18 protein-coding genes are annotated in these 20,276 nt (G+C 65.1%); 10 read left to right on the forward strand and 8 right to left on the reverse strand.

Annotation, left to right across the window (positions count from 1 at the left end):
* Positions 1–21 precede the first annotated feature (21 nt).
* Positions 22–1,431 carry a DNA recombination protein RmuC gene (gene rmuC, locus ACOQPI_RS06135; RefSeq protein ID WP_420618803.1) on the forward strand — a complete coding sequence of 470 codons (1,410 nt, stop codon included), beginning with the start codon at positions 22–24 and terminating at the stop codon, positions 1,429–1,431.
* A 7-nt stretch (positions 1,432–1,438) separates the two neighbouring features.
* Here the strand turns inward: rmuC and ACOQPI_RS06140 are convergent, their stop codons facing one another.
* The gene (locus ACOQPI_RS06140; RefSeq protein ID WP_420618804.1) at positions 1,439–1,906 is read right to left on the reverse strand and encodes a SixA phosphatase family protein; all 468 of its coding nucleotides are present in this window, start codon (positions 1,904–1,906) and stop codon (positions 1,439–1,441) included.
* Between ACOQPI_RS06140 and ACOQPI_RS06145 the strand changes: the two genes are divergently transcribed.
* Complete coding sequence (locus tag ACOQPI_RS06145; RefSeq protein WP_420618805.1) at positions 1,905–2,339, forward strand: globin; 435 nt, start codon at positions 1,905–1,907, stop codon at positions 2,337–2,339. The two genes, ACOQPI_RS06140 and ACOQPI_RS06145, sit on opposite strands and share 2 nt — an antisense overlap.
* Here ACOQPI_RS06145 and ACOQPI_RS06150 read toward each other — a convergent pair.
* From ACOQPI_RS06150 to ACOQPI_RS06160, 3 genes are read right to left on the reverse strand one after another with little or no spacing between them, the layout of a single operon-like run.
* Positions 2,332–3,522 carry an amidohydrolase family protein gene (locus tag ACOQPI_RS06150; protein ID WP_420618806.1) on the reverse strand — a complete coding sequence of 397 codons (1,191 nt, stop codon included), beginning with the start codon at positions 3,520–3,522 and terminating at the stop codon, positions 2,332–2,334. The two genes, ACOQPI_RS06145 and ACOQPI_RS06150, sit on opposite strands and share 8 nt — an antisense overlap.
* 22 nt (positions 3,523–3,544) lie before the next feature.
* Positions 3,545–4,828 carry a DUF1015 family protein gene (locus ACOQPI_RS06155; protein ID WP_420618807.1) on the reverse strand — a complete coding sequence of 428 codons (1,284 nt, stop codon included), beginning with the start codon at positions 4,826–4,828 and terminating at the stop codon, positions 3,545–3,547.
* Entirely contained in the window at positions 4,825–6,048 is a 1,224-nt protein-coding gene (locus ACOQPI_RS06160) for an NAD(P)-dependent oxidoreductase (RefSeq protein ID WP_420618808.1), read from the reverse strand. The genes ACOQPI_RS06155 and ACOQPI_RS06160 overlap by 4 nt, the downstream gene beginning before the upstream one ends.
* 313 nt (positions 6,049–6,361) lie before the next feature.
* On the opposite strand from ACOQPI_RS06160, the gene ACOQPI_RS06165 reads away from it, so the two are divergent.
* Positions 6,362–7,651 (forward strand): ABC1 kinase family protein, encoded by a 1,290-nt coding sequence (locus ACOQPI_RS06165; protein WP_420618809.1) that lies wholly within the window; start codon positions 6,362–6,364, stop codon positions 7,649–7,651.
* Between the two features lie 42 nt (positions 7,652–7,693).
* Positions 7,694–9,940 (forward strand): xanthine dehydrogenase family protein molybdopterin-binding subunit, encoded by a 2,247-nt coding sequence (locus ACOQPI_RS06170; RefSeq protein ID WP_420618810.1) that lies wholly within the window; start codon positions 7,694–7,696, stop codon positions 9,938–9,940.
* A gap of 15 nt (positions 9,941–9,955) precedes the next feature.
* Here ACOQPI_RS06170 and ACOQPI_RS06175 read toward each other — a convergent pair whose 3' ends face one another.
* Positions 9,956–10,624, reverse strand: a complete 669-nt coding sequence (locus tag ACOQPI_RS06175; protein WP_420618811.1) for a hypothetical protein — start codon at positions 10,622–10,624, stop codon at positions 9,956–9,958.
* Positions 10,608–10,850, reverse strand: a complete 243-nt coding sequence (locus ACOQPI_RS06180) for a hypothetical protein (RefSeq protein WP_420618812.1) — start codon at positions 10,848–10,850, stop codon at positions 10,608–10,610. Before ACOQPI_RS06180 ends, ACOQPI_RS06175 begins: the two co-directional genes overlap by 17 nt.
* 216 nt (positions 10,851–11,066) lie before the next feature.
* On the opposite strand from ACOQPI_RS06180, the gene ACOQPI_RS06185 reads away from it, so the two are divergent.
* Genes ACOQPI_RS06185 through ACOQPI_RS06200 form a run of 4 tightly spaced genes read left to right on the forward strand, consistent with a single transcriptional unit; the run spans position 11,067 to position 15,204 of the window.
* Positions 11,067–12,041 (forward strand): DUF4268 domain-containing protein, encoded by a 975-nt coding sequence (locus ACOQPI_RS06185; protein WP_420618813.1) that lies wholly within the window; start codon positions 11,067–11,069, stop codon positions 12,039–12,041.
* A gap of 26 nt (positions 12,042–12,067) precedes the next feature.
* Entirely contained in the window at positions 12,068–12,940 is an 873-nt protein-coding gene (locus ACOQPI_RS06190; RefSeq protein WP_420618814.1) for an LLM class F420-dependent oxidoreductase, read from the forward strand.
* 31 nt (positions 12,941–12,971) lie between these two features.
* Positions 12,972–14,114 (forward strand): sulfotransferase family protein, encoded by a 1,143-nt coding sequence (locus ACOQPI_RS06195; RefSeq protein ID WP_420618815.1) that lies wholly within the window; start codon positions 12,972–12,974, stop codon positions 14,112–14,114.
* A gap of 34 nt (positions 14,115–14,148) precedes the next feature.
* Positions 14,149–15,204: a hypothetical protein gene (locus ACOQPI_RS06200; RefSeq protein ID WP_420618816.1), complete on the forward strand. Its 1,056-nt coding sequence runs from the start codon at positions 14,149–14,151 to the stop codon at positions 15,202–15,204.
* A gap of 2 nt (positions 15,205–15,206) precedes the next feature.
* Here ACOQPI_RS06200 and ACOQPI_RS06205 read toward each other — a convergent pair whose 3' ends face one another.
* Positions 15,207–16,142 carry an SDR family oxidoreductase gene (locus tag ACOQPI_RS06205; RefSeq protein WP_420618817.1) on the reverse strand — a complete coding sequence of 312 codons (936 nt, stop codon included), beginning with the start codon at positions 16,140–16,142 and terminating at the stop codon, positions 15,207–15,209.
* A gap of 60 nt (positions 16,143–16,202) precedes the next feature.
* Positions 16,203–17,102: an LLM class F420-dependent oxidoreductase gene (locus ACOQPI_RS06210; RefSeq protein WP_420618818.1), complete on the reverse strand. Its 900-nt coding sequence runs from the start codon at positions 17,100–17,102 to the stop codon at positions 16,203–16,205.
* A gap of 71 nt (positions 17,103–17,173) precedes the next feature.
* Here ACOQPI_RS06210 and ACOQPI_RS06215 point away from each other — a divergent pair, with 71 nt between their 5' ends.
* The gene (locus ACOQPI_RS06215; protein WP_420618819.1) at positions 17,174–17,962 is read left to right on the forward strand and encodes an enoyl-CoA hydratase/isomerase family protein; all 789 of its coding nucleotides are present in this window, start codon (positions 17,174–17,176) and stop codon (positions 17,960–17,962) included.
* Positions 17,959–20,256 (forward strand): CoA transferase, encoded by a 2,298-nt coding sequence (locus tag ACOQPI_RS06220; protein WP_420618820.1) that lies wholly within the window; start codon positions 17,959–17,961, stop codon positions 20,254–20,256. The genes ACOQPI_RS06215 and ACOQPI_RS06220 overlap by 4 nt, the downstream gene beginning before the upstream one ends.
* Positions 20,257–20,276: the final 20 nt, after the last annotated feature.

The following is a 20,276-nucleotide window of genomic DNA, read 5'->3' on the forward strand; positions in this document are numbered from 1 at the left end:
GGGTTTCTAGGATGCATGCCTATGGAGATTGTTCTTCTCATCGTTGTTGCGGTCGCAGTGGTCGCGCTGGCCATCATGGTGCAGCGGTGGCGCCTTGCTGGCATTGCGGGTGGAGCTGACGACTCGAGGACTCGGGCGGCTCAGTTGGAGGTCCAGTTGACTGAGCGCGATGCCCAGCTCGGCGAGGTCCGGGGCGAGCGTGATGCAGTCCGGAATGAGTTGAAAGATGTGCGGGGCGAGCGTGATGCAGTCCGGAATGAGCTGGCCGCGGTCAAGGCCGACCACCAGGCTCGCACCGAGGAGCTAGCTGAGGCCCGCAAGCAGATAGAGACCCAGTTCAAGGGCATTGCTGCCGATGTGACCAAGGCCAACAGCGCGACCTTCTTGGAGCAGGCCAAAGAGCAATTCGAAAACCAGCGCAAGCTCAGCGACACCGACTTGGAGAAACGCCAGAAGGCCATTGACGAGCTGGTCAAGCCGGTCAAGGAAAACCTGGACAAGTTCGAGAAGCAGGTCACGGAGATGGAGAAAGACCGCAAAGGGGCCTACGACGTGCTGCGGAACCAGGTTGGCCAATTGCGGGACACGGCTCAGGGACTCAGCGAGGCCCTGCGGTCTCCGCAGATGCGAGGGCAATGGGGGGAGCAGCAACTCCGGAACATCCTGGAGCTGTCCGGGTTGAGTGAGCGCATCGATTTCGTCGAGCAGGACACCATCGAGTTAGGCGAAGGCCGGGGAAGACCCGATGCGGTGGTCCACATCCCCGGCGGGCTGGAGGTGGTTATCGACGCCAAGACCCCGTTGAGCTCCTATCTCGATGCGCACCACTCCGATGATGAACAGCGCCAGAGCGAATTGCTGAACAGCCATGCCAACACGCTCCTGGGCCACGCCAAGACCTTGGGCGACCGGGACTACGCCGCGGCCGTCGATGGGTCACCCGACTTCGTGGTGATGTTCGTACCCGCTGAGCCCATCCTGGACGCAGCCATGGACGTGAAGCCCACGCTGTGGGAAGACGCCTGGCAGAAGCACCGAGTGCTCATTGCCACTCCTGGCTTGTTGCTGGCTTTCCTCCGGACTGTGGCGGTGGCATGGCAACAGCAGGACCTTCAGGAGAACGCGCAGAAGATCGCCGACGGGGCGGCTGACTTGTACGACAGCCTGAGGGTTTACGCCGGCCATGTCGATGGTGTGGGCAAGGGGCTGAGTCGAGCGGTTGACGCCTACAACAGGAGCATTGGCTCATTAGAGGGTCGGGTGCTGCCCCGGGCCCGCAAGTTCGAGGATTGGGGAGTTGTCCCCGGGTCCAAGCAGATTGAATCAGCCTCATCAGTGGAAGCCATCGCCCGGCCCGTCGCGGCCCCCGAGCTGGTCGAAGCTGAGGCGGAGCTGAGCGTGCGAGAGTTGACTGAGGGGGAAGAGGACTGAAGAAGGGCTAACGGTCGGTGAGCAGGCGTGGGGGGATGAGCCACTCCAGCAGGCCCGAGTTGTCGGGGTTGAGGTTTACCCGGGCCAAAGCCCCGGCGGGCAGGCGCAGTTCGGCGCCAGTCAAGTGCTCCAGGGTGCTGGACATCGTTGGCTCGTGGCCGACCAGCATGAGCACCGGAACCAGGCGCCGACAGGCCAGAGCGACCATGTCACCTACCGTGCCGTAGTAGAGCTCGTCGACGGTCTCGATCGGACAGGTCCAATCGCCGGCGGCTATGGCCAGTTCAAGAGTTTGGCGGGCCCGGACGGCGGGCGAGCACAGCACCAGGTTCGGGACATGGCCTGCTTCAGCCAGGAAGCTGCCCACAGCGGCGGCAGCCCGGCGGCCCCGGTCGGCCAGGGGCCGACTGAGATCGTCGGGCGCGTTGGTGTTCTGATCGGATTTGGCGTGCCTCAGGAAGATGACTGATGACATGCCGAAATACGCTAGGCGGGTGGAGCAGTCGGTGTACGACGCAGTAGGCGGTCAGGCTTTCTTCGACCAGCTGGTGGATCGGTTCTACGACGGAGTAGCCGACGATCCGGTACTGCGCCCGCTCTATCCCGAGGACTTGGCTCCGTCGCGAGCCCATCTGGCGGGTTTCTTGGCTCAGTATTGGGGCGGGCCCCCGCACTACAGCGCGGAACGAGGTCACCCCCGGCTGCGGATGCGTCACGCCCCCTTTGAAATTGGCGTTGATGAGCGAGATGCCTGGATGGGCCACATGAGAGCTTCACTGCTCGAAGCTGATCTGCCCGGTGAGATCCGCTCCAAGATGCTCGACTACTTCGAGTCGGCCGCCACCCACCTCATCAACAAGCAGCCGCCCGCGCCGCCGTCTGATTCTCGAAGGCTGCCGATCAGTTAGCCGCTGGAGCCATTGCCACTTGGTCGGCGATGACCGGAGATGGCTGGCTCACTGTTTCCAAGTCGATGCTGTACAACTCCGCCACGTTGGTGAGGGTGAGCTTGCGCCGGTCGGCTTCGCTCACACCGGCCTCGTTGAACTCATTGGCGGTGAACTCGCGGGACCGGGGCCAGGTCGCTGCCCCGTGGGGGTAGTCGCTGGACCACATGAAATGGTCGCTGCCGGTGAACCTGAGGTTGTTCAGCCCGATGGGGTCTTCGATGTAGGTGAGGTACACGTTGCGCCGGAAGTACTCCGAGGGCTTCATGGTCAGCGTGTCGTCGATCCGGCTCCAAGCACCGCTGTAGGTTAGGTCGAGCCGCTGCTCCAGCCGGGCGGCGTAGTCGATGCCTCCCTCGGCGGCCACGATCCGCAGGTTGGGGTGGCGCTCGAACACGCCTGCGGCGATCAGCTCGGCTGTGGTGTGGGCCAGTTCATCGCGCGCCGTGATCCCGAAGTAGTAGGTGCCCTCCACGGTGACGCCGTAGTTGCTGATGCCCTTCGTTTGGTGGCCGCCGAAGATGTGGATGGAGACCGGCATGGACCGCTCGGCGGCGGTGGCCCACAGCGGCTCGTAGCGGTTGGAGAAGAAGCTGTACTCCCGGGTGGCGGGCGGCGAACTCCAGATGATGGCGCCCCGGAGACCCATGTCTCCGCAGCGGTTGAGCTCGGCCACGCCCACGTCGATGTCCCAGGTGGGGATCATGGCGATGCCAATAATCCGGTCGGAGTCCACCGCGCAGAACTCGGCTAGCCAGTCGTTGTATACCTGGATGCAGGCCAGCTGAAGCTCGACATCGTCGTACTGGAGAAGCGACAGGCCCGCGGTGGGATAGACCACGTCGGCCACCGTGTCGTCCACCCACATGTCAGCCAGCCGGGTCACCGGATCGTGCCCGCCCGTCGCTCCGACCCAGGCATCGGGATCGGCGGCCAGGGCGGCGTCCACTTCCTGGGTGGAAATACCGGCATTGCGGGAAAGCGTGAGGTTTACCCCCCGACCCATCTCCGGGGCCTCGAAATACCAGTAGTGGTTCTCGGGATCCTGTACCGCTCGGGGTGCCCGGTCCCGCAGGTGCTTGGGCAGGCGCTCCAGCCACAGATCACCCGGTTCGACAACGTGAGAGTCCGACGAGATCAACACGGCGACAACGGTACCTGCTCTGTCAGGACGCAGGAAGATGGGAGGTGGCGCCCCGACCCAGCACCCGCAGGAACACACCGGAGCGGGGCTTGGGGGCGAAGAAGCTCGACTTGGGCGGCATGAGCCCGTTCTCGTCGGCCACCGCCATCAGCTCCCGCACCGTCATGGGGTGCAGCGCGAACCCCACTCGGTTCTCGGCATCGCACCGGCGGGCCAACTCGTCGACGCCGAGCGAGGCCGGCAGGTACTCCACTGCTCCCGGCTGGGCTAGCTCGTCGGCGCCCAGAACGGGGCTCAGGATGGATCGCCGAAGTCGCTCCACATCGAGGCCGTTCACCGCTCCGTTGCCAACTGCTGGAGGCAACTCCAGTTGGTGCCATGAACCCCCCAGATAGAGCCCGACCACCCCCCTTTGCGGAGGGCGGGCTTGCCGAGAGGAGAAAACCGGCGTCACCTCCGTCACATCGTCGAGTGCGGCCAGGCAGTCTTCGGTCCCTCGGCTGTGCTGGTCGACGGCCAGTCGGTGGAAGGCCTGCACTTGGAGCTGTTCATCGGGGAATACCACGGCCAATGTCCGAGCCAGTGCCGGGTTGGTCGACTCGGCAGCCCAGGCTCGCACCGCGGCGGCCGAGCGGTGGTGGCCGTCAGTGACGTACAACACCTGGTTGTTGAAGGCCGCAGCCAGCGACTCTGTGTAGTCGTGCGGAACCGTCCACACCTGATGGCGCACCGCGGTGGACCCGAACTCCAGATCGGCCGGCGCAGCGGCTGTGATGTCGAACAGCTGGTTGTACAGCTCTGCGGTAGATCGAACGGCCATGGCCACCGGACTGGAAGTGGCCCCCACACCTTGTAGGTGGGCGGTGAGCAGGTCGGCCCGCTCGTCGTGAACGTTCTCGTGGATGCGGATGCGACCGTCGCCAAAGCCCTGCACCGGCACGGTGCACACCACCCCGGTTTGCATGCCGAGTTTGTGGGTCAGGCGATAGAGATAGAGGGCCGGACGCCCAGTGGGGACGAATGCGTTGGCATTGAGCAACCGGGTGAGGGCGGCGGCCCCCTGCGCAACCAGGTCTTCATGTGAGAGGTCGGCGTTGTCGAAGAGATCCTCCCGGCTTCTGGTGACGTTCATGTAGCTGTAGGGGTTCGATGCCACCAGGCTCTGGCGCTGCAAGGGCGAGAGATTGTCGTATGCCCGGCTGATCACCCGCTCGGCCCAATCGGGATGCACCACCCAACCGGCAAAGGGCGCGACCAGCGGCTCGCTCAACGCTTGGTCGATGTCGTTTGGCTGTGCGTTGGTCACTGGGCCGCCGCCGGATGGGTGTCGAGCACCGATGCGCAAATCACATGCTCAATGGAACCGAGAGTGTCTAGCAGATCGTCGTCGATCGTCCCGGCCACCTCGATTATGGCCACCGCCGCTTGGGAGCCGGAGAAGATCCGGTTCTGCATGTTGGCCACGTTCACGTGTTGCCGGCTCAACTCCTGAAGCACGCATGCCAATACTCCCACCCGGTCGAGGTGGCGGACGCTCAGCGTGGCGGTTCGTTTGGGAACACGCTCAAGGTTGACGCAATCCAGCACCATCCCGCTGCGATAGGCCTCGATCACCTCCGCGGTTCCTTCGGCCACCGCCATCTGGGCCTGTTCGGTGGAGGCTCCGATGTGGTGGGTTGCGGTCACCTTTGGGTGGCGGGCCAGGTCGCAGCTGAACTGGCCGGAGCCCCCCGAGGGCTCCCCGGCGAACACGTCGAGCCCGGCCCGCAGGTCGGTGCCGTCGAGCGCGGCCAACAAAGCAGCCTCGTCCACCACCTCACCCCGGCTGGTGTTGATGAGCACCGCATTGGGCTTCATAGCGGCCAAGAATTCGGCATCAACCATTCCGACGGTCTCATCGCCGCCGGGCACGTGGAGCGACACGATGTCGCTGGCGGCCAGCAGTGCAGCCCGGTCGGCCACTTCCTCTACGCCGAGGTCAGCCATTCGGCGTCGCGCCTCTCGGGGGCGATCGTCTCGGGGCTCCGTGATGACCCGCAGGCCACATGCACTGGCCCGCTGGGCCACTTCGATACCGATTGCGCCCATGCCGATTATGCCGAGGGTGGCGCCAAAGAGTCCTCTTGCTTTGCTGTAGGTCTGTTTGTTCCAGTCACCGGCTCGAAGATCGGCGGTGGCGGGGGCTATATGGCGGTCGATGGCGAACATCAGCCCGATGGCCAGCTCAGCCACGGCGATGGCGTTGCGGCCCGGCACGTTGCACACGAAGATCCCTAGCTCGGCGGCTCGATCGGCGGCGATGGTGTTGGTTCCCGCCCCGGCCCGCACCACCAGTCCGAGGCGGTCGGCGGCTTCCAGAGCCGCCCCGGTGACCTCGGTGCTGCGCACCACCAGCACATCGAAACCGGCAATGTGCTCGGGCAGGCTCTCGGCCGTCAGCGAAGGCTCCACCACGCACTCGTCGCCGCCGTTCCGCAGCCGCTCAATAGCGCTTTCGGCCAAGCTGTCAGCAAAGAGGATTCGCATGACTCGGACTCCGTGGTTGCTCTGCGGACGAATTGAAGCGACTCAGAGGGCGACTGCTCCTGTGCCGCATAGCGGAACTGTTCCACTTCACGATACACGGCTTCACCGGTTGCTGTCCCGTGAAATCGCAGAATCCAGCCGGACAATTCCTCATCCGGCGATCTTTGTCAAAGGTGCCAGCGGCGATGGTGGGGCCGGTATTTTCGGCGGGGTGGCAGACAGGCGCGGTCGGGGAGCGGTGCCCCGGCGGGGACGGCTGGGGCGTACGGCCAAAATGGCCGGGCTGGGGGCTCGCAGCGGGAGACGGTGGGCGATGGCCAGGGCCCGTCAGGTGTTCGCCGACGCTCGGCGGTCAGAGGCCCTCGAAGCAGAGCGGGAGCTGCGCACGGCGGCCGACGTGGTGGAAGTGCTGGGGAACATGAAGGGAGCGCTGATGAAGATCGGCCAGATGGCCAGCTATTTGGATGTGGGCCTCCCCGAGTCCACCCGGGCGTCATTGGCCCAGCTTCAGGCCAATGCCCCGCCGATGAGCCCGGCCCTGGCTGAGTCGGTGGTGGTTGCCGAACTCGGCGCCTCGCCCGACGAGCTGTTCGAGGAGTGGGACCCGGTGCCCATTGCGGCGGCGTCCATCGGCCAGGTCCACCGGGCCATCACCCCCGACGGCCGGGCTTGCGCAGTCAAGGTCCAGTATCCCGGCGTGGCTGAGGCCATTGCCGCCGACCTGGGATCGGCCCGGATGGTGTTCCGGGCGCTGTCGGTGCTGTTTCCCGGCCTCGATCCCGCCCCCATTGTGGACGAGCTGCGCCAGCGACTCACCGAGGAGCTCGACTACGAGCATGAGGCGTCCAACCAGCGCCTGTTCGCCGACCACTACCGGGGCCACCCCTACATCTCCGTTCCCGAGGTGTACGACGACTTGAGCTCCGCCCGGGTGCTCACCACCGAACTGGCCACCGGAGCCACGTTCGAAGAGGTGCTGGGCTGGCCTCCGGATCAGCGCAATCGGGTGGCCGAGACCATTTACCGGTTCTCGTTCGGGTCGATCTACCGCCTGTGGGCATTCAACGGCGATCCCCACCCCGGCAACTACCTCTTCGGTCCCAACGGTTCCGTCACCTTCTTGGATTTTGGACTGGTAAAGCGATTCACCACCGAAGAGACCGCCCAGTTCGAGCGGATGCTCATAGCCATGGTGATCGACCGGGACATTCCCCGGTTCCGGGCCGAACAAGTGGCCGCCGGGCTGCTGCCGGCCGACGCTCCGTTCAGCGACGACGAGGTAGAGGCGTTCTTCACCCACTTCTACGAGTTTGTGTTGACCGATGAGACCCGGACCTTCACCCCGGAATACGCCGCCGCGGGGGTGAGGGCCATCTTCAACGCCTCCGGCGAGCACGCCGAGCTGAAGAAGGTCCTCAACGTGCCGCCCTCGCTGGTGGTGCTTCAGCGCATCAACCTCGGCCTGATCTCGCTGTTCGCTCAGCTCGGAGCTACCGCCAACTGGCGCAGGATCACCGAGGAGCTCTGGCCGTTCACAGACCGGGCCCCCTCCACCCCGATGGGCCAAGACGCCCAAGGCTGGCGAATGTCGCTACCGCAGTAGCAAATGAGTTCTGAACGAGAGCCTGGCCTACGCTTCCCGCCCATGAGCATTTTGGGCAACGAAGTGAGACGGGTGGAAGACCCCCGGATGCTGACCGACGGTGGCACCTACGTGGCAGACATTCCGCTGGACGGAGCGGTCCATGTTGTGTTCGTTCGGTCGCCAGTCGCCCACGCCCGTCTGCTCTCGGTGGAAACCGGCGAGGCACAGACCATGCCCGGTGTAGTGGACGTGGTCACCGGCGAAGACCTGGACTTGGCCGCCCAGCCGCCGATGATGGGCGACGCCGCCATGTCCCGCACCCTGCTGGCCACCGGCAAAGTGCGATTCGTGGGCGAGCCCATTGCCGCCGTAGTGGCCGAGACGGTTGTCCAGGCCACTGACGCGGCCGAGGCGGTGTGGGCCGACTACGACCAGCTGACCGCGGTGGTCGATGCCGAGAGCGCCGCCGATGCGCCGAAGCTGTTCGACGATGCTGAGTCCAATGTGGCTATTGCCTTGCCCCCGGCGGCGGAGCTGGATTTCAGCGAGTGCGAGGTGATGATCACCCATCGCATTGTCAACTCCAAGATCTATGCCAGCCCCATCGAAGGTCGAGTGGCCGCCGCCGCGTGGGGTGAAGACGGGCGCCTCACCTGCTGGTCGAGCACCCAGGGATCCCACACCGCTCAAGGGGCCATCTCCGGCACGCTGGGATTGGAACCGTCGCAGGTGCGGGTGATCATCCCCGACGTAGGCGGCGGCTTCGGGACCAAGGCCAGCCCCGGTCCCGAGGAGTGCCTGTTGGGATGGCTGGCCCGCCGGGTGGGCCGCCCGGTGCGCTGGGCTGAGACTCGCACCGAGAGTCTCCAGTCGCTGGGCCACAGTCGGGCCCAGATCCAGACCGTCACTTTGGGGGGCACCGCCGACGGCCGCCTCACCCATTATCGGCTGGACATGCTGGCCGATGCCGGAGCCTATCCGGGAGTCGGTGCCCTGCTGCCCACCTTCACCGGGCTCATGGCGCCGGGCAACTACGACATTGAGAACGTGGCCTGGTCGGCCACCGCGGTGGTGACCAACACCGCCCCGGTGCAGGCGTTCCGCGGAGCCGGCCGTCCCGAGGCCACCGCGGCCATCGAGCGGGCGGTAGACATCTACGCCGCCGAGATCGGCATGGACCCGGCTGAGCTTCGGCGCCGCAACTATCTCGCCCCGGACGCTTTTCCGCTCACCACTCCTACTGGCGCGGCCTACGACTCCGGCGACTACCGGGCATCGCTGGAGGCCGCGCTGGAGGCCGCCGACTACGACGGCCTGCGAGCTGAACAGGCTGCCCGCCGGGAGCAGGGCGACCAACGGCTGCTGGGAGTCGGGCTGTCCACCTACGTGGAGGTGACCTCGCCGATGGGTCCCGTCTGTACCGAGACAGGGAGCCTGGAGCTGAGGGCCGACGGCACGGTGCTGGCCCGCACCGGGGCCACTCCCTTCGGCCAGGGCCATGTGACCACCCTGGCGATGGTGGTGGCCGACACCCTGGGCATCGACATGGGCCGCATCGAGATCATCCACGGCGACACCGATGAGATCCCCTCCAGCGACATCACCGGTGGATCTCGCACGGCGCAAATCGCCGGGTCGGCCCTCTTCGACGCATCAGAAAAGCTCATCGAGGCGGCCCGACCCCTGGCTGCTGAGCTGCTGGAGGCCGCGACTGCCGATGTGGTGCTGGACTCTGAGACCGGTCAATTCCATGTCGTCGGTACTCCGGCCCGGTCGGCGAACTGGGCCGATGTGGCCGCGGCGACCGCCGAGAGGCTGTTCGTGGAGAACGACTTCGAACAGCACGGTCCCACATTCCCCTTCGGTACCCACGTGGCCGTGGTAGAGGTGGACACCGGCACCGGAGAGGTGAGATTGGAGCGGCTGGTGGCGGTGGACGACGCTGGCAACCTCCTCAATCCGCTGTTGGCCCACGGCCAGATCCACGGCGGACTGGCCGCCGGCGCGGCCCAAGCCCTTATCGAGGAAGTCCGCTATGACCCCGACGGCAACCTGCTGACCTCCAACTTCACCGACTACGCCGTCATCTCCACCACCGAGCTGCCCAGCTTCGAGGTCCACGAGTCAGTCACGCCCACCCCGCTGAACCCGCTAGGGGCCAAGGGCATCGGCGAATCCGGCACCGTGGGCTCTACCCCCGCGGTTCAGAACGCGGTAGTGGACGCCCTAGACCACCTCGGCATCCGCCACCTCGACATGCCCGCCTCCCCTCAAAAGGTGTGGGAGGCCATAGCCGCCGCCTCCTAGTCGCCCCCGGAAGCCTCAGCCACTACTCAGAGCATCTTCGGCGATCTCCCGGTTGCGGCGAATCGCTGCCCGAAGTTGTGTCTCCTCCCAGTGGGCGCGGTGCTTTTCTATCGCCTGATCCCACTTGGGGTGGTACTTCACCAACCCTTCTACGATCAGGAACTCAACCAGGTCTTCAAGCGTGGGCCTGAATCGTTTCCCCCCAGTAGGCCAATGGAATCGTTCACCCGTTCGCTCGACCTCGACCTGTTCCGCGAGAAGCTCCACAGCACTGTCTCTGCCATGGACATGGATGTGGGCATTTGGGTATGGAAGCCCGAGGTCATTGAAGACGGGTTCGCGGTTGTAGTCGTATCTGGCGATTGGATTTTGCAGGTCTCCGGTCAGATGCAACTCGACTCTGCTGCTGGCTGTCGCAATGTGCGCTCCTTCAGGGTCCATTTGGACGCGGTGCAGCACCACGAGAAAGCAGCTTGGCGAAGCCTGATTGATTGTGACTGGGATCGGAACCAGTCGCTTCGGGTGCTGCCTGGTGGTCTTGTAGCCAACCCAGCCCTCAGCATGGCCACCGGGAGGCACGTTAAAGCGCAACCTGATGCCGTGGGTGATGGTGTTGTTCAGCAGATCCGAGATGTCGTCTGCAAATTCTCGGGCCCTTCTGTCGAGATCAGCAGTTTTCGACACGAGGCGCGAGCAAGAACCAAGTGAGGCGAGCCTTGTGGGTGGGGAACTCGTCTGCTTGAGCGCAGGCTTCAAGTTCCTCGTAGGTCATGCCGATCTCCTTCAGAGCGAGTTCATCCCCGCGCCGAATGTCTTCGTCTGTGAGGTAGATGACAGTGTCGTCGTCTTCTGGCAGGTCGCTGAGGAGGTCTGAAGACTCAGCCTGGCTGCGGGCGGTGGTCGTGGTCATGGAGCAGATTGTAGACGGGTAGAGCGACAATTCCTCATGATTAGACCAGAGAGCGCCTGACGGGCCCGAGCGCTGAGGTTGCGGAGCGGAGAGCACTGCTCATGCAGGGCGCTGGTGCCGTTGCCTGGAAGGCTGGGCCAGTTTTGCACTTGAGGCGAGCGATGCCGTAGAACGGTGTCGAAGGAGCCCCCGAATTTCCCGAGCGGGGGGAGCGCCTTGGAGATCCAGCGAATCCAGAAGGTCAACATCCGCGATGTGTGGCCTCACGAGGCCAAGGACTTCACTACATGGCTTGCTGAGAACATCGATGTCCTTGATGATGGGCTTGCCTCGGGCATTGATCCCGAATCGGTTCGTCGCGAGCAATCAGCAGGTTCATTCGCAGTCGATTTGGTGGCTGAGAATCAAGACGGCGAGACAGTGGTCATTGAGAATCAGCTCGGTCGGTCAGACCACGACCACCTTGGGAAGCTGCTCACCTACACAGTTGCGTTCGATGCAGATGTCGCTATCTGGATTGTGGGTGATCCAAGACCGGAGCATGTGAAGGCGGTGACATGGATCAACGACTCAGGTCAACTCTCGGCATATATGTTCAGGATCCAGGCCATCAGGATTGGGGACTCCCCACCAGCGCCACTCATGACTTTGATTGTTGGGCCTCCGGAATCGGCGAAGGATGTCGCGGCCTCTCGACAAGAGACATCCGAGCGTAAACAGTCACGCAGGGCATTCTTTGAAGTCCTTCTTGAATCTGCCAACACAAGGACAAATCTCCACTCCAGCGTTTCAGCACAAGGCGGCCCCTACGTGAGCACATCATCTGGGCACCGCGGTGTCGCTTTTGTCTATGGCGTGAGGAAGGGTGGTACATCGGTCATCGTTTGGATTGACAAGCAAGATGCGCCTGGCGAGTGGCACGATGCCCTCTTTGGATACCTCCAAGACAGGAAAGCAGAAATAGAGGAGTCATATGGCGGGACTCTGGTCTGGGAGGCCAAGGAGACAAACCGGTCTCGGAAGCTGCTGGAACAACTCGAGTTAGGGGGATGGGCAGACTCTGAGACATGGCCTAGTGCGATTGAGACGACCGTGGACCGAATGATTCAGCTAGAACAAGCGGTGAGACCCTTGCTGGCCGATGCCGTTCGTGAGGCGGACAACGCCGTTCGGTATGTGAATGAGGAATAGCTAGCGTTTCCCCTACGCTGCGGGCCATGAAGTTCGGGATTGGTTTCGCAAACATCCTCCACTGGACCTCCGCCGAGGGCGCGGTGGAATTCGGACAGGCGGCGGAGGCTGCTGGGTTCGACTCGGTTTGGACGGTGGAGCATGTGGTGTACCCCGACGAGTACGCCTCGCAGTACCCCTACGACCCGTCGGGCAAGATGGCGATGACTCCCGACTCCCCTCTGCCCGACCCGCTGATCTGGCTGACTTGGGTGGCGTCAGCCACCACGAGCCTGCGGTTGGGGACGGGCATCTTGATCCTGCCCCAGCGCAACCCCGTGGTGCTGGCCAAGTCGCTGGGCACCCTGGACTCCATGTCGGGTGGTCGGGTCATCCTCGGAGTGGGAGTGGGTTGGCTCAAAGAAGAGTTCGAGGCGCTGGGCATCCCCTGGGAGCGCCGGGGCCAGCGCACCGACGACTACATCGGAGCCATGCGGGCGCTGTGGGACAGCGACAGTACCTCGTTTGACAGCGATCACGCTTCGTTCTCCGGGGTCAGCGTGAACCCCAAGCCAGCCAATGGCCGGGTGCCCATCGTGATCGGCGGCCACTCGCGGGCTGCGGCCCGCCGGGCGGGGCGGCTGGGCGACGGCTTCTGGCCGGGGCCCCGAGAAGGGGTGTCGATGGCCGAGCTCATCGACGAGATGCGCCAAACCGCCGCCTCGGCCGGCCGAGACCCGGAGAGCATCGAGATCACCGTGGGCTTGCCCAACACGCCGATGGACGACCCCGCCGGGCTGATACAGGAGGTGGCCGAACTGGGAGGCGACCGCCTGATCGTTCCCTCGTTCCTGTTCTTTGCCGACACAGCAGAGACGATGGCCGCGTTCGGCCAGCAACTGAAGGATGCGGCCCGATAGGCAGCATCAATACACGTCGTTGGGAGGATCAGTGAGCAGCATCGAACAATGGCATGCCGCCGCCGTTGAGCGGTCCGGGCTGGACGACTTCGGTCACAATGACTATCTCGAAGGCCTGACCGTGCTGGAGGAGTCGCTGGAGGCCGAGGCGGCCATGACCGACATCGGCCGTTTCGCCATCGGCGAGATCATCACCGGGGCCCTGATGGGACGCCTCAAGGCCGAAGCCGGGCTGAAGGCCCGACCGGAGGCGGCCGACGTCAATGTCGAACGGCCCTTGGTGATCATCGGCTTGCCCCGCACCGGCACTACCGCCTTGCACCAGCTCATGGCGGCCAGCCCGCACTTTCAGGGGCTCGAGCTGTGGCTGGCCGAGATGCCCCAGCCCCGGCCGCCCCGCGACCAGTGGGAGCAGATCGACGACTACGTGAACTGCAAGGCCAAGATGGATGCCATGGCTGAGATGAACCCGGATCAGTCCACCATCCACTTCCAGTCGGCTGAATTGGTCGACGAGTGCTGGAACTTGTTCCGTCACTCGTTCGCCAGCGTCACCTTCGAGTGTCTGTTTCGCATCCCCACCTATTCCGCCTGGTGGGCGGCCTGCGACATGGGTTCGGCCTACGCCCACCACCGCCGCAGCATCGGGCTGATCGGCGTGGACGAGCCCGACACCTGCTGGCTGCTAAAGGACCCCAGCCACCTGTTCGCCCCCGAGGCGCTGTTTGCCACCTATCCCGACGCCAACGTGGTGATGACTCATCGTGATCCGCTGAAGGCGGTGGCGTCGGTGTGCAGCCTCACCGCGGTCAGCCGCCAGGGCTTCGAAGAGCATCCCGACAACATCGCCCACGGTGCCGAGCAGACTGAGCTGTGGGCTCGCGGCATTGAGAGGATGCTGGCCTCCCGAGCCGGACGAGAGGACCGGTTCTACGATCTCCAATTCGCCGACTTCCAGTCCGACCCGATGGGCAGCGTGGCCGCCATCTGCGACCGGTTTGGCTACCAGTTCGATGCCGACGCCGAGCAGGCCGTGGCCCAATGGGCCGCCGACCACCCCAAGGGCGAGCACGGCGTCCACGACTACAGCCCTGACCAATACGGCCTACGGGCCGAGGTGATCCACGAGCGCTACTCCGATTACATCGAGGCCTGCGGGGTGGCAGTGGAATGAGCTATAAGGCCGATTGCAACGGGGGGACCGAGCAATGAGCGACATCGATTTGGCCCAAAGCTGGGAAGAGTTCTGCGACATGCTGCGAGACGCCGGCCGCCAAGTGCTGGACGCCTCTCCCGACGACGACTTCGACCGGGCCGAGGGGCTGCGCTACGTGACCCGGCTGGCGGCCAATTTTCTGAAGGCCAACCTGGAGGAGTCCGACCCCGCCCGGGCCATCCTCAACCAATCGGGGGTCAAGATCGGCCTGGACAACCCGGACTACGCCTACGGAGGTGCCCGGCTGTCACCTACGTTCGAGTATCGGCTGCGGGGCTGCCTCAACGATGCCCACTCCATTCGCATGGGGGCGTTCAGCGGCGGGCTGGGCACCCCCGAGGGGTTGATCCGCGACAGCTACCTCACCACCGAGAACCTGGCTCTGGATGCCGACGGCAACTTCGAGGTGGCCATCAGCTCCCAGCCTCAGCCCGGCCCGTGGCTGGCGATGAAGGACGGCACCAACGCTCTGACCATCCGCCAGACTCTGCTGGACCGGCCCAACCAGACTCCCGCGGAGCTGACCTTGGAGCGCACCGATGCCGGCAGCCCGCCCGAGCCGATAGACCCTGAGCGGTTTGCCGGTGCACTGGGGCGGGCCGGTTTCACTGTGGCCGCGGTGGTGGGCCAGTTCTTGGGGTGGACGGCCAGCTTCGCCTCCCATCCCCACGAGATCAGGCCCATTGACCCCGAGTTGCTGGCCTTCGCCCAGGGCGACCCCGACACGTCGTACAACTACGGGTACTACGACCTCGGTCCCGACGTGGCCTGGATCATCGAGTTCGAGCCCCCCGAGTGCGAGTACTGGAACATTCAGCTCGGCAACCACTGGCTGGAGTCACTGGACTTCGAGTACTACCCGACCAACTTGAACCATCACACCGCCGCGGTCGAAGAGGACGGCATCGTGAGAGTGGTGGTAGCCCGGCGCGACCCCGGCCACCCCAACTGGCTGGACACCGCGGGCCACTCTCGGGGCGGCTTGGCCCTGCGCTGGGTAGGGGCAGAGATCGTGCCCGAAGTCCGCTGTCGGGTCGAAGAGCTCTAGATCTAGATCTCGTTGCTGGGCCGGCCGGGGCCGCCGGTGGGAATCCCGCTCATATCGGCGTTGAGCTCAGCCTTGGCCATCAGATCAGCCACCACGGGGTGCAACGTGGTGGGGTCTTGGGACTCGAGGGGCACGTTGGGGCCGAGGGCCCAGCCTTCCGCGATACCCAGCCGGCCGTTGCCCACAACCCACACTCGCCCGGTCACGTTGTCGGCTTCGGGGCTGCACAGCCAGGTGACGATCGGGGCGATCCACGTGGGGGACATCGTCTCCTGGATCTCTTCGGATATATCGGCACCGCCCATCAGGGGTGCGGTCAGCCGGGTCAGGGCGCTGGGGGCGATGCAGTTCACCGTGACCCCGTAGCGAACCAGCTCCATGGCCGAGATCACCGTGAAAGCGGCGATGCCCGCTTTGGCCGCGCCGTAGTTGGTCTGGCCCACGTTTCCGAAGATGCCCGACGGCGATGCGGTGTTGATGATCCGGGCTTGGAAGCTGCGCCCGGCCTTGGTCTGTTCCCTCCACCAGGCGGCGGCATGGTGCACTGGGGCGAAAGTTCCCTTGAGGTGGACCTGAACCACCGCATCCCAGTCGGCCTCGCTCATGGAGAACACCATGCGGTCCCGCAGAATGCCGGCGTTGTTGATGAGGATGTCCAGCGTCCCGAACGTGTCGATGGCCTGGTGGATCATGTCTCGGGCGGCGTCGAAGTCGCTCACGTCGGCGCCGTTAACCACCGCCTCGCCGCCCATGGCCCGAATCTCCTCGACCACCTCACCAGCAGGACCGGCGTCGCCGCCCCGGCCGTCGGGGTCGGCCCCCAAATCGTTGACAACTACCTTGGCACCGTGCTCGGCCAGCATCAGGGCGTACTCCCGCCCGATGCCCCGTCCTGCCCCGGTGATGACCGCGACTCGTCCTTCGCAAAGTCTGCTCATGATGTCGAATCCCTCGTGCTTTGGAGCTCCTCGTCTTTTCGAAGGAGCTACGCCGACGAACTATAGAAGGGCGTCGGCCAGGGTTCGCCATTGGGCCAGGGGCAGCTCGCCGCGGGGGGTGAGCACCTGCACGGCCACGTGGTCGGCGCCGGCATCGTGGTGGGCTTGGATGCGGTCGCGAATGGTGTCCAGCTCGCCCCACGCCACGATGGCGTCAACCAGGCGGTCGGACTGCTCGGCCACGTCTTCTTCGGTGAATCCCAGCCGATAGAGGTTGTTCACGTAGTTGGGGAGCCCCAGATATAGGGCCATGTTCTCTCGGGCCAGCGTCCGGGCCGCATCGGCGTCGGTCTCTAGGCACACTTTCTGCTCGGGGGCCAGCAGGGCGTCTGGCCCCATGACTTCTCGGGCGATGGCGGTGTGCTCGGGGGGAACGAAGTAGGGGTGGGCGCCGGCGGTGCGCTCGGCGGCCAGCGCCAGCATCTTGGGGCCGAGGGCGGCCAGAACCACCGGCGGGTCTTCCTCGGGGCCGGCGGCCATGTACATGGCCCCGTCCATCTCGTTGAGGTACTCAACCATGAAGGAGTAGGGCTTGGAGTAGTCCAGCTTGCGGATGCCCTCGATGAACGGGCCGTGGCTAACGCCGATGCCCAACAAGAACCGGTTGTCGAAGGCCTCGGCCACCGTCTTCTGGGCCGCTGCAGTGGTCATGGGGTGGCGGGCGTGGATCTGAACGATCCCGGTGGCGATCTTCAGCGTGCTGGTGGCTCCCAGCATGACCGACGCAGACACGAACGGATCGCGGCCCACCGCCTCGGGGATCCACACCGTGGGCCAGCCCATCTCCTCCAGTTCGGCGACCACCTCTCGCACCTGGCTGGAGGGCTGCTGGTCGAGCACGCCCTGCCACAATCCGATTCTCCCGATGTCCATTTCGAACTCCGTCTCCCTGAAGGTCACACAAGTATCTGAGGTGGGATGGTAACGCTGGCCTGTTCGGCGGTCGCATCAGCGGGACTACGCTTCGGGCCGTGCCAAATTACGAGACCTTGCTATATGAGGAGTCCGACGGGGTGGCGGTGGTCACGATCAACCGCCCCGAGCGGCTCAACTCCTTGGACAACACCGCGTGCGATGAGCTTCGGGCCGCATGGGCCCATCTCCGCTACAACGACGATGTGCGATGCGTGATCCTCACCGCCACCGGCGAGCGGGCGTTCAGCACGGGGGTGGACATCACCGGCTCTTGGAAGCAGCCGGCCTCGCCGTTCATGGTGGACGATCCGATCTCCACCGTCGGCCCCAAGTCCAACGACTACTGGCGCCCGGTTATCGCCGCGGTCAACGGTATGGCCGCCGGTGGTGCCTTCTACCTGCTGGGCGAGGTGGAGTTCATCATCGCCGCCGAGAACGCCACCTTCTTCGATCCCCATGTGACCCACGGCATGCCCGCGGTGAACGAGCCCATGTTCATGCTTCAGCGGATGCCGCTGGGCGAGGTCATGCGGATGGCTCTTTTGGGCCGCCACGAGCGCATGTCGGCCCAACGGGCGTTCCAAATCGGCCTTGTGCAAGAGGTAGTGCCACCGGAAGAGCTGATGGAAGCGGCCCGCTGGGCTGCCGAAGCCATCGCGTCGGCCCCCGAACGCTTGGCCATTGAGGCCACCATGAGGGGTCTGTGGACTGCCCAGAACACCACGTTGGCCAATGCCATGAACAGCGGGGTGGCGTTTCTGAACTTGGCCGGGGCCGAGGAGACGATCACCGAAAAGGCCCGGGGCATCAAAGAGCAAACCCGCATCGAACCCCGCATTCGATGAACGCGGTTGCGGCCATGGGTCCCGGCGCGCTGGCCGGGCTTCGGGTGGTGGACCACACCGATATGCGCGGCGCGCTCTGCGGTCGGATCTTGGGCGATCTGGGCGCCGAGGTGATCCGGGTGCCGCCGGCTCCCGATCCCGACAACCCGGCCCATGCCCATCGCAACGCCAACAAGTTGCCGGGCGACCCCGACGAGTTGGAAGGGCTGATGGCAGCCGCCGACCTGCTCATCGACAACACCGGCTTGGACCTCGACGGGGTGACCGAGCGCCATCCCCAACTCGTGGTGGTAGCCCTAACCGACATGGGGCTGACCGGACCTCGCTCAGCCTGGAAGCTGGAGCCGCTCCCGGCGTTCGCATCTTCTGGCGGGCACTTCCTGTCGGGTTTCAGGGACAAGTCTCCGTGCTGGCACCCCGGCTATCTGGCTCACGACTGCGCCTCGGTGTTCGGTGCCATCGGCGGGCTGGCCGCAGTCATGGACCGCCGTAGACACGGCCAAGGCCAGGTGGTTGAGGTGAGCGTGCAGGAGGCGGCCCTGTCCGGGCTCAACCCCTGGTCGGTGCTCATCCTCGACTACGTGCGCCACTTTCCCGAACTGCCTGGTGAGGGTCGCCGCAACGCCGACGGAAACTACTGGATCTTCCCGGCCCGCGACGGCTGGGTGCGCACCGTGATCGGCACCCCCTACCAGTGGACCGGTTTCGTGGAAGTGTTGGGCAACCCCGACGCCCTGACTGGCCCGGAGTGGGCCGACGGAGTTTTCCGGGGCCGCAACCGGGACGTGATCCACGTGGTTGCCGACGAGATTACGTCGCAGCGGGACCGATCTGATCTGTTCGAGCACGGCCTGGCCGCGGGTACCACCATCGGGATGATCCAGTCGCCCAGCGAGTTTGCCGCCCATCCGCAAGTAGCGGGCAGGGGGTTCTTCCGCTACGACGTGGAGGGTTCTGAGGGCCTGCCCATGCCCAACGCCCCATGGCAGCTCTCGGGCACCCCCGCTGGAGTGCGGAACCGGGCACCTCGGGCAAAAGACAGGAGAGTTCAGTTCAATGCCCGTCCCGCCCACAATCCCTGGGCACCGGCCCCGTCAAACGGCTCCAACGACGGTCAATTGCTCGCCGGAGTGCGGGTGGTGGAGTTCGGCATGGCCGCGGTTGTGCCTGAGGCCACCTGGATGTTGTCGGATCTGGGGGCCGACGTGATCAAGATCGAGTCGGTGGCCCATCCCGACTCCCTGCGCTTTGCCGGCCGGGGCGATCTGAACAAGGCCTTCCCGTTCAACGCCGAGAGCCGGGGGCGGCGGTCGGTTGGTCTGGACATGACCACTGCGAAGGGCAGAGAGCTGGCCCTGGAGCTGTTCATGGCCGCCGATGTGGTGGCCGAGAACCTGCGGGGCGGGTCGCTGGACAAGCTCGGGCTGGGGTGGGAAGACATGTCGGCCAAGCGGTCCGATCTGGTGTATGTGTGCTCGCAGGGCTATGGCCGGGGCGGCCCCATGGGCAAGATGCCGGCCTATGGGCCGCTCAACGCCAGCTTTGCCGGGGCCCACTGGCTGTGGAACCACGCCGACGTGCCGTTTCCGTGCGGCACCACGCTGAACCACCCCGATCACATCGCGGGCAAATTGCTGGCGGTGGCAATTCTGGCTGCCCTCGACCACAAGCAGCGCACCGGCCAAGGCCAGCTCATCGACATGGCGCAGACCGAGGCCGCCGCCTATCTCATTGGCGAGGTGTATATGGGGGCAGCCGCAGTGGGTACCGATCCCCATGCCCGTGGCAACCGCTCGGAGGAAGTCGCCCCCCATGACGTGTACCGAGCAGGCGGCGATGACGACTGGGTGGCGCTGGCCTGCCACGACGACGAGTCATGGCAGCGGTGCTGCGAGGTCATCGGCGTGGAGAACCGGTGGCCTGCCAACGCCCACCGGCTGGCCGACGTCGAGGCGGTGGACGCCGCAGTAGCTGCCTGGATGTCCCAGGGCATGGCCGCCGAGCGGGCTGAGCGCCTCCAGGCCGCCGGGGTGTCGGCCATGGCGGTGATGGGGCCCTACGACCACCTGGGCGACGAGCACCTGGCCGTTCGGGGCGCGCTCGACGTGTTGGAGCACCCGGTAGTGGGCAAAGAAACCCACGTGGCCAACCCCACCCGCTTCAGCCGCACAGTCAAGCGCACCGCCGGCCCGTCCCCAATGCTGGGCGTCGACACCGTCGAGGTGCTGGGCGAAGTCCTCGGGATCCCACCCGACGAGGTTGAGGCCCTAGCCGAAGCCGGCGTGTGCCGCTGAGCTCGAATCGGAGAACAAGG

It is taken from the genome of Candidatus Poriferisocius sp., from assembly GCF_965219815.1.
Classification (GTDB): Bacteria; Actinomycetota; Acidimicrobiia; order Acidimicrobiales; family Bin134; genus Poriferisocius.

Coding starts and splice junctions, on each gene's coding strand:
- ACOQPI_RS06165 (WP_420618809.1), top strand. CDS start 6,362: ATGGCCAGGGCCCGTCAGGTGTTCGCCGACGCTCGGCGGTCAGAGGCC.
- ACOQPI_RS06200 (WP_420618816.1), top strand. CDS start 14,149: ATGAGCGACATCGATTTGGCCCAAAGCTGGGAAGAGTTCTGCGACATG.
- ACOQPI_RS06145 (WP_420618805.1), top strand. CDS start 1,905: ATGCCGAAATACGCTAGGCGGGTGGAGCAGTCGGTGTACGACGCAGTA.
- ACOQPI_RS06140 (WP_420618804.1), bottom strand. CDS start 1,906: ATGTCATCAGTCATCTTCCTGAGGCACGCCAAATCCGATCAGAACACC.
- ACOQPI_RS06180 (WP_420618812.1), bottom strand. CDS start 10,850: ATGACCACGACCACCGCCCGCAGCCAGGCTGAGTCTTCAGACCTCCTC.
- ACOQPI_RS06190 (WP_420618814.1), top strand. CDS start 12,068: ATGAAGTTCGGGATTGGTTTCGCAAACATCCTCCACTGGACCTCCGCC.
- ACOQPI_RS06160 (WP_420618808.1), bottom strand. CDS start 6,048: ATGCGAATCCTCTTTGCTGACAGCTTGGCCGAAAGCGCTATTGAGCGG.
- rmuC (WP_420618803.1), top strand. CDS start 22: ATGGAGATTGTTCTTCTCATCGTTGTTGCGGTCGCAGTGGTCGCGCTG.
- ACOQPI_RS06170 (WP_420618810.1), top strand. CDS start 7,694: ATGAGCATTTTGGGCAACGAAGTGAGACGGGTGGAAGACCCCCGGATG.
- ACOQPI_RS06220 (WP_420618820.1), top strand. CDS start 17,959: ATGAACGCGGTTGCGGCCATGGGTCCCGGCGCGCTGGCCGGGCTTCGG.
- ACOQPI_RS06205 (WP_420618817.1), bottom strand. CDS start 16,142: ATGAGCAGACTTTGCGAAGGACGAGTCGCGGTCATCACCGGGGCAGGA.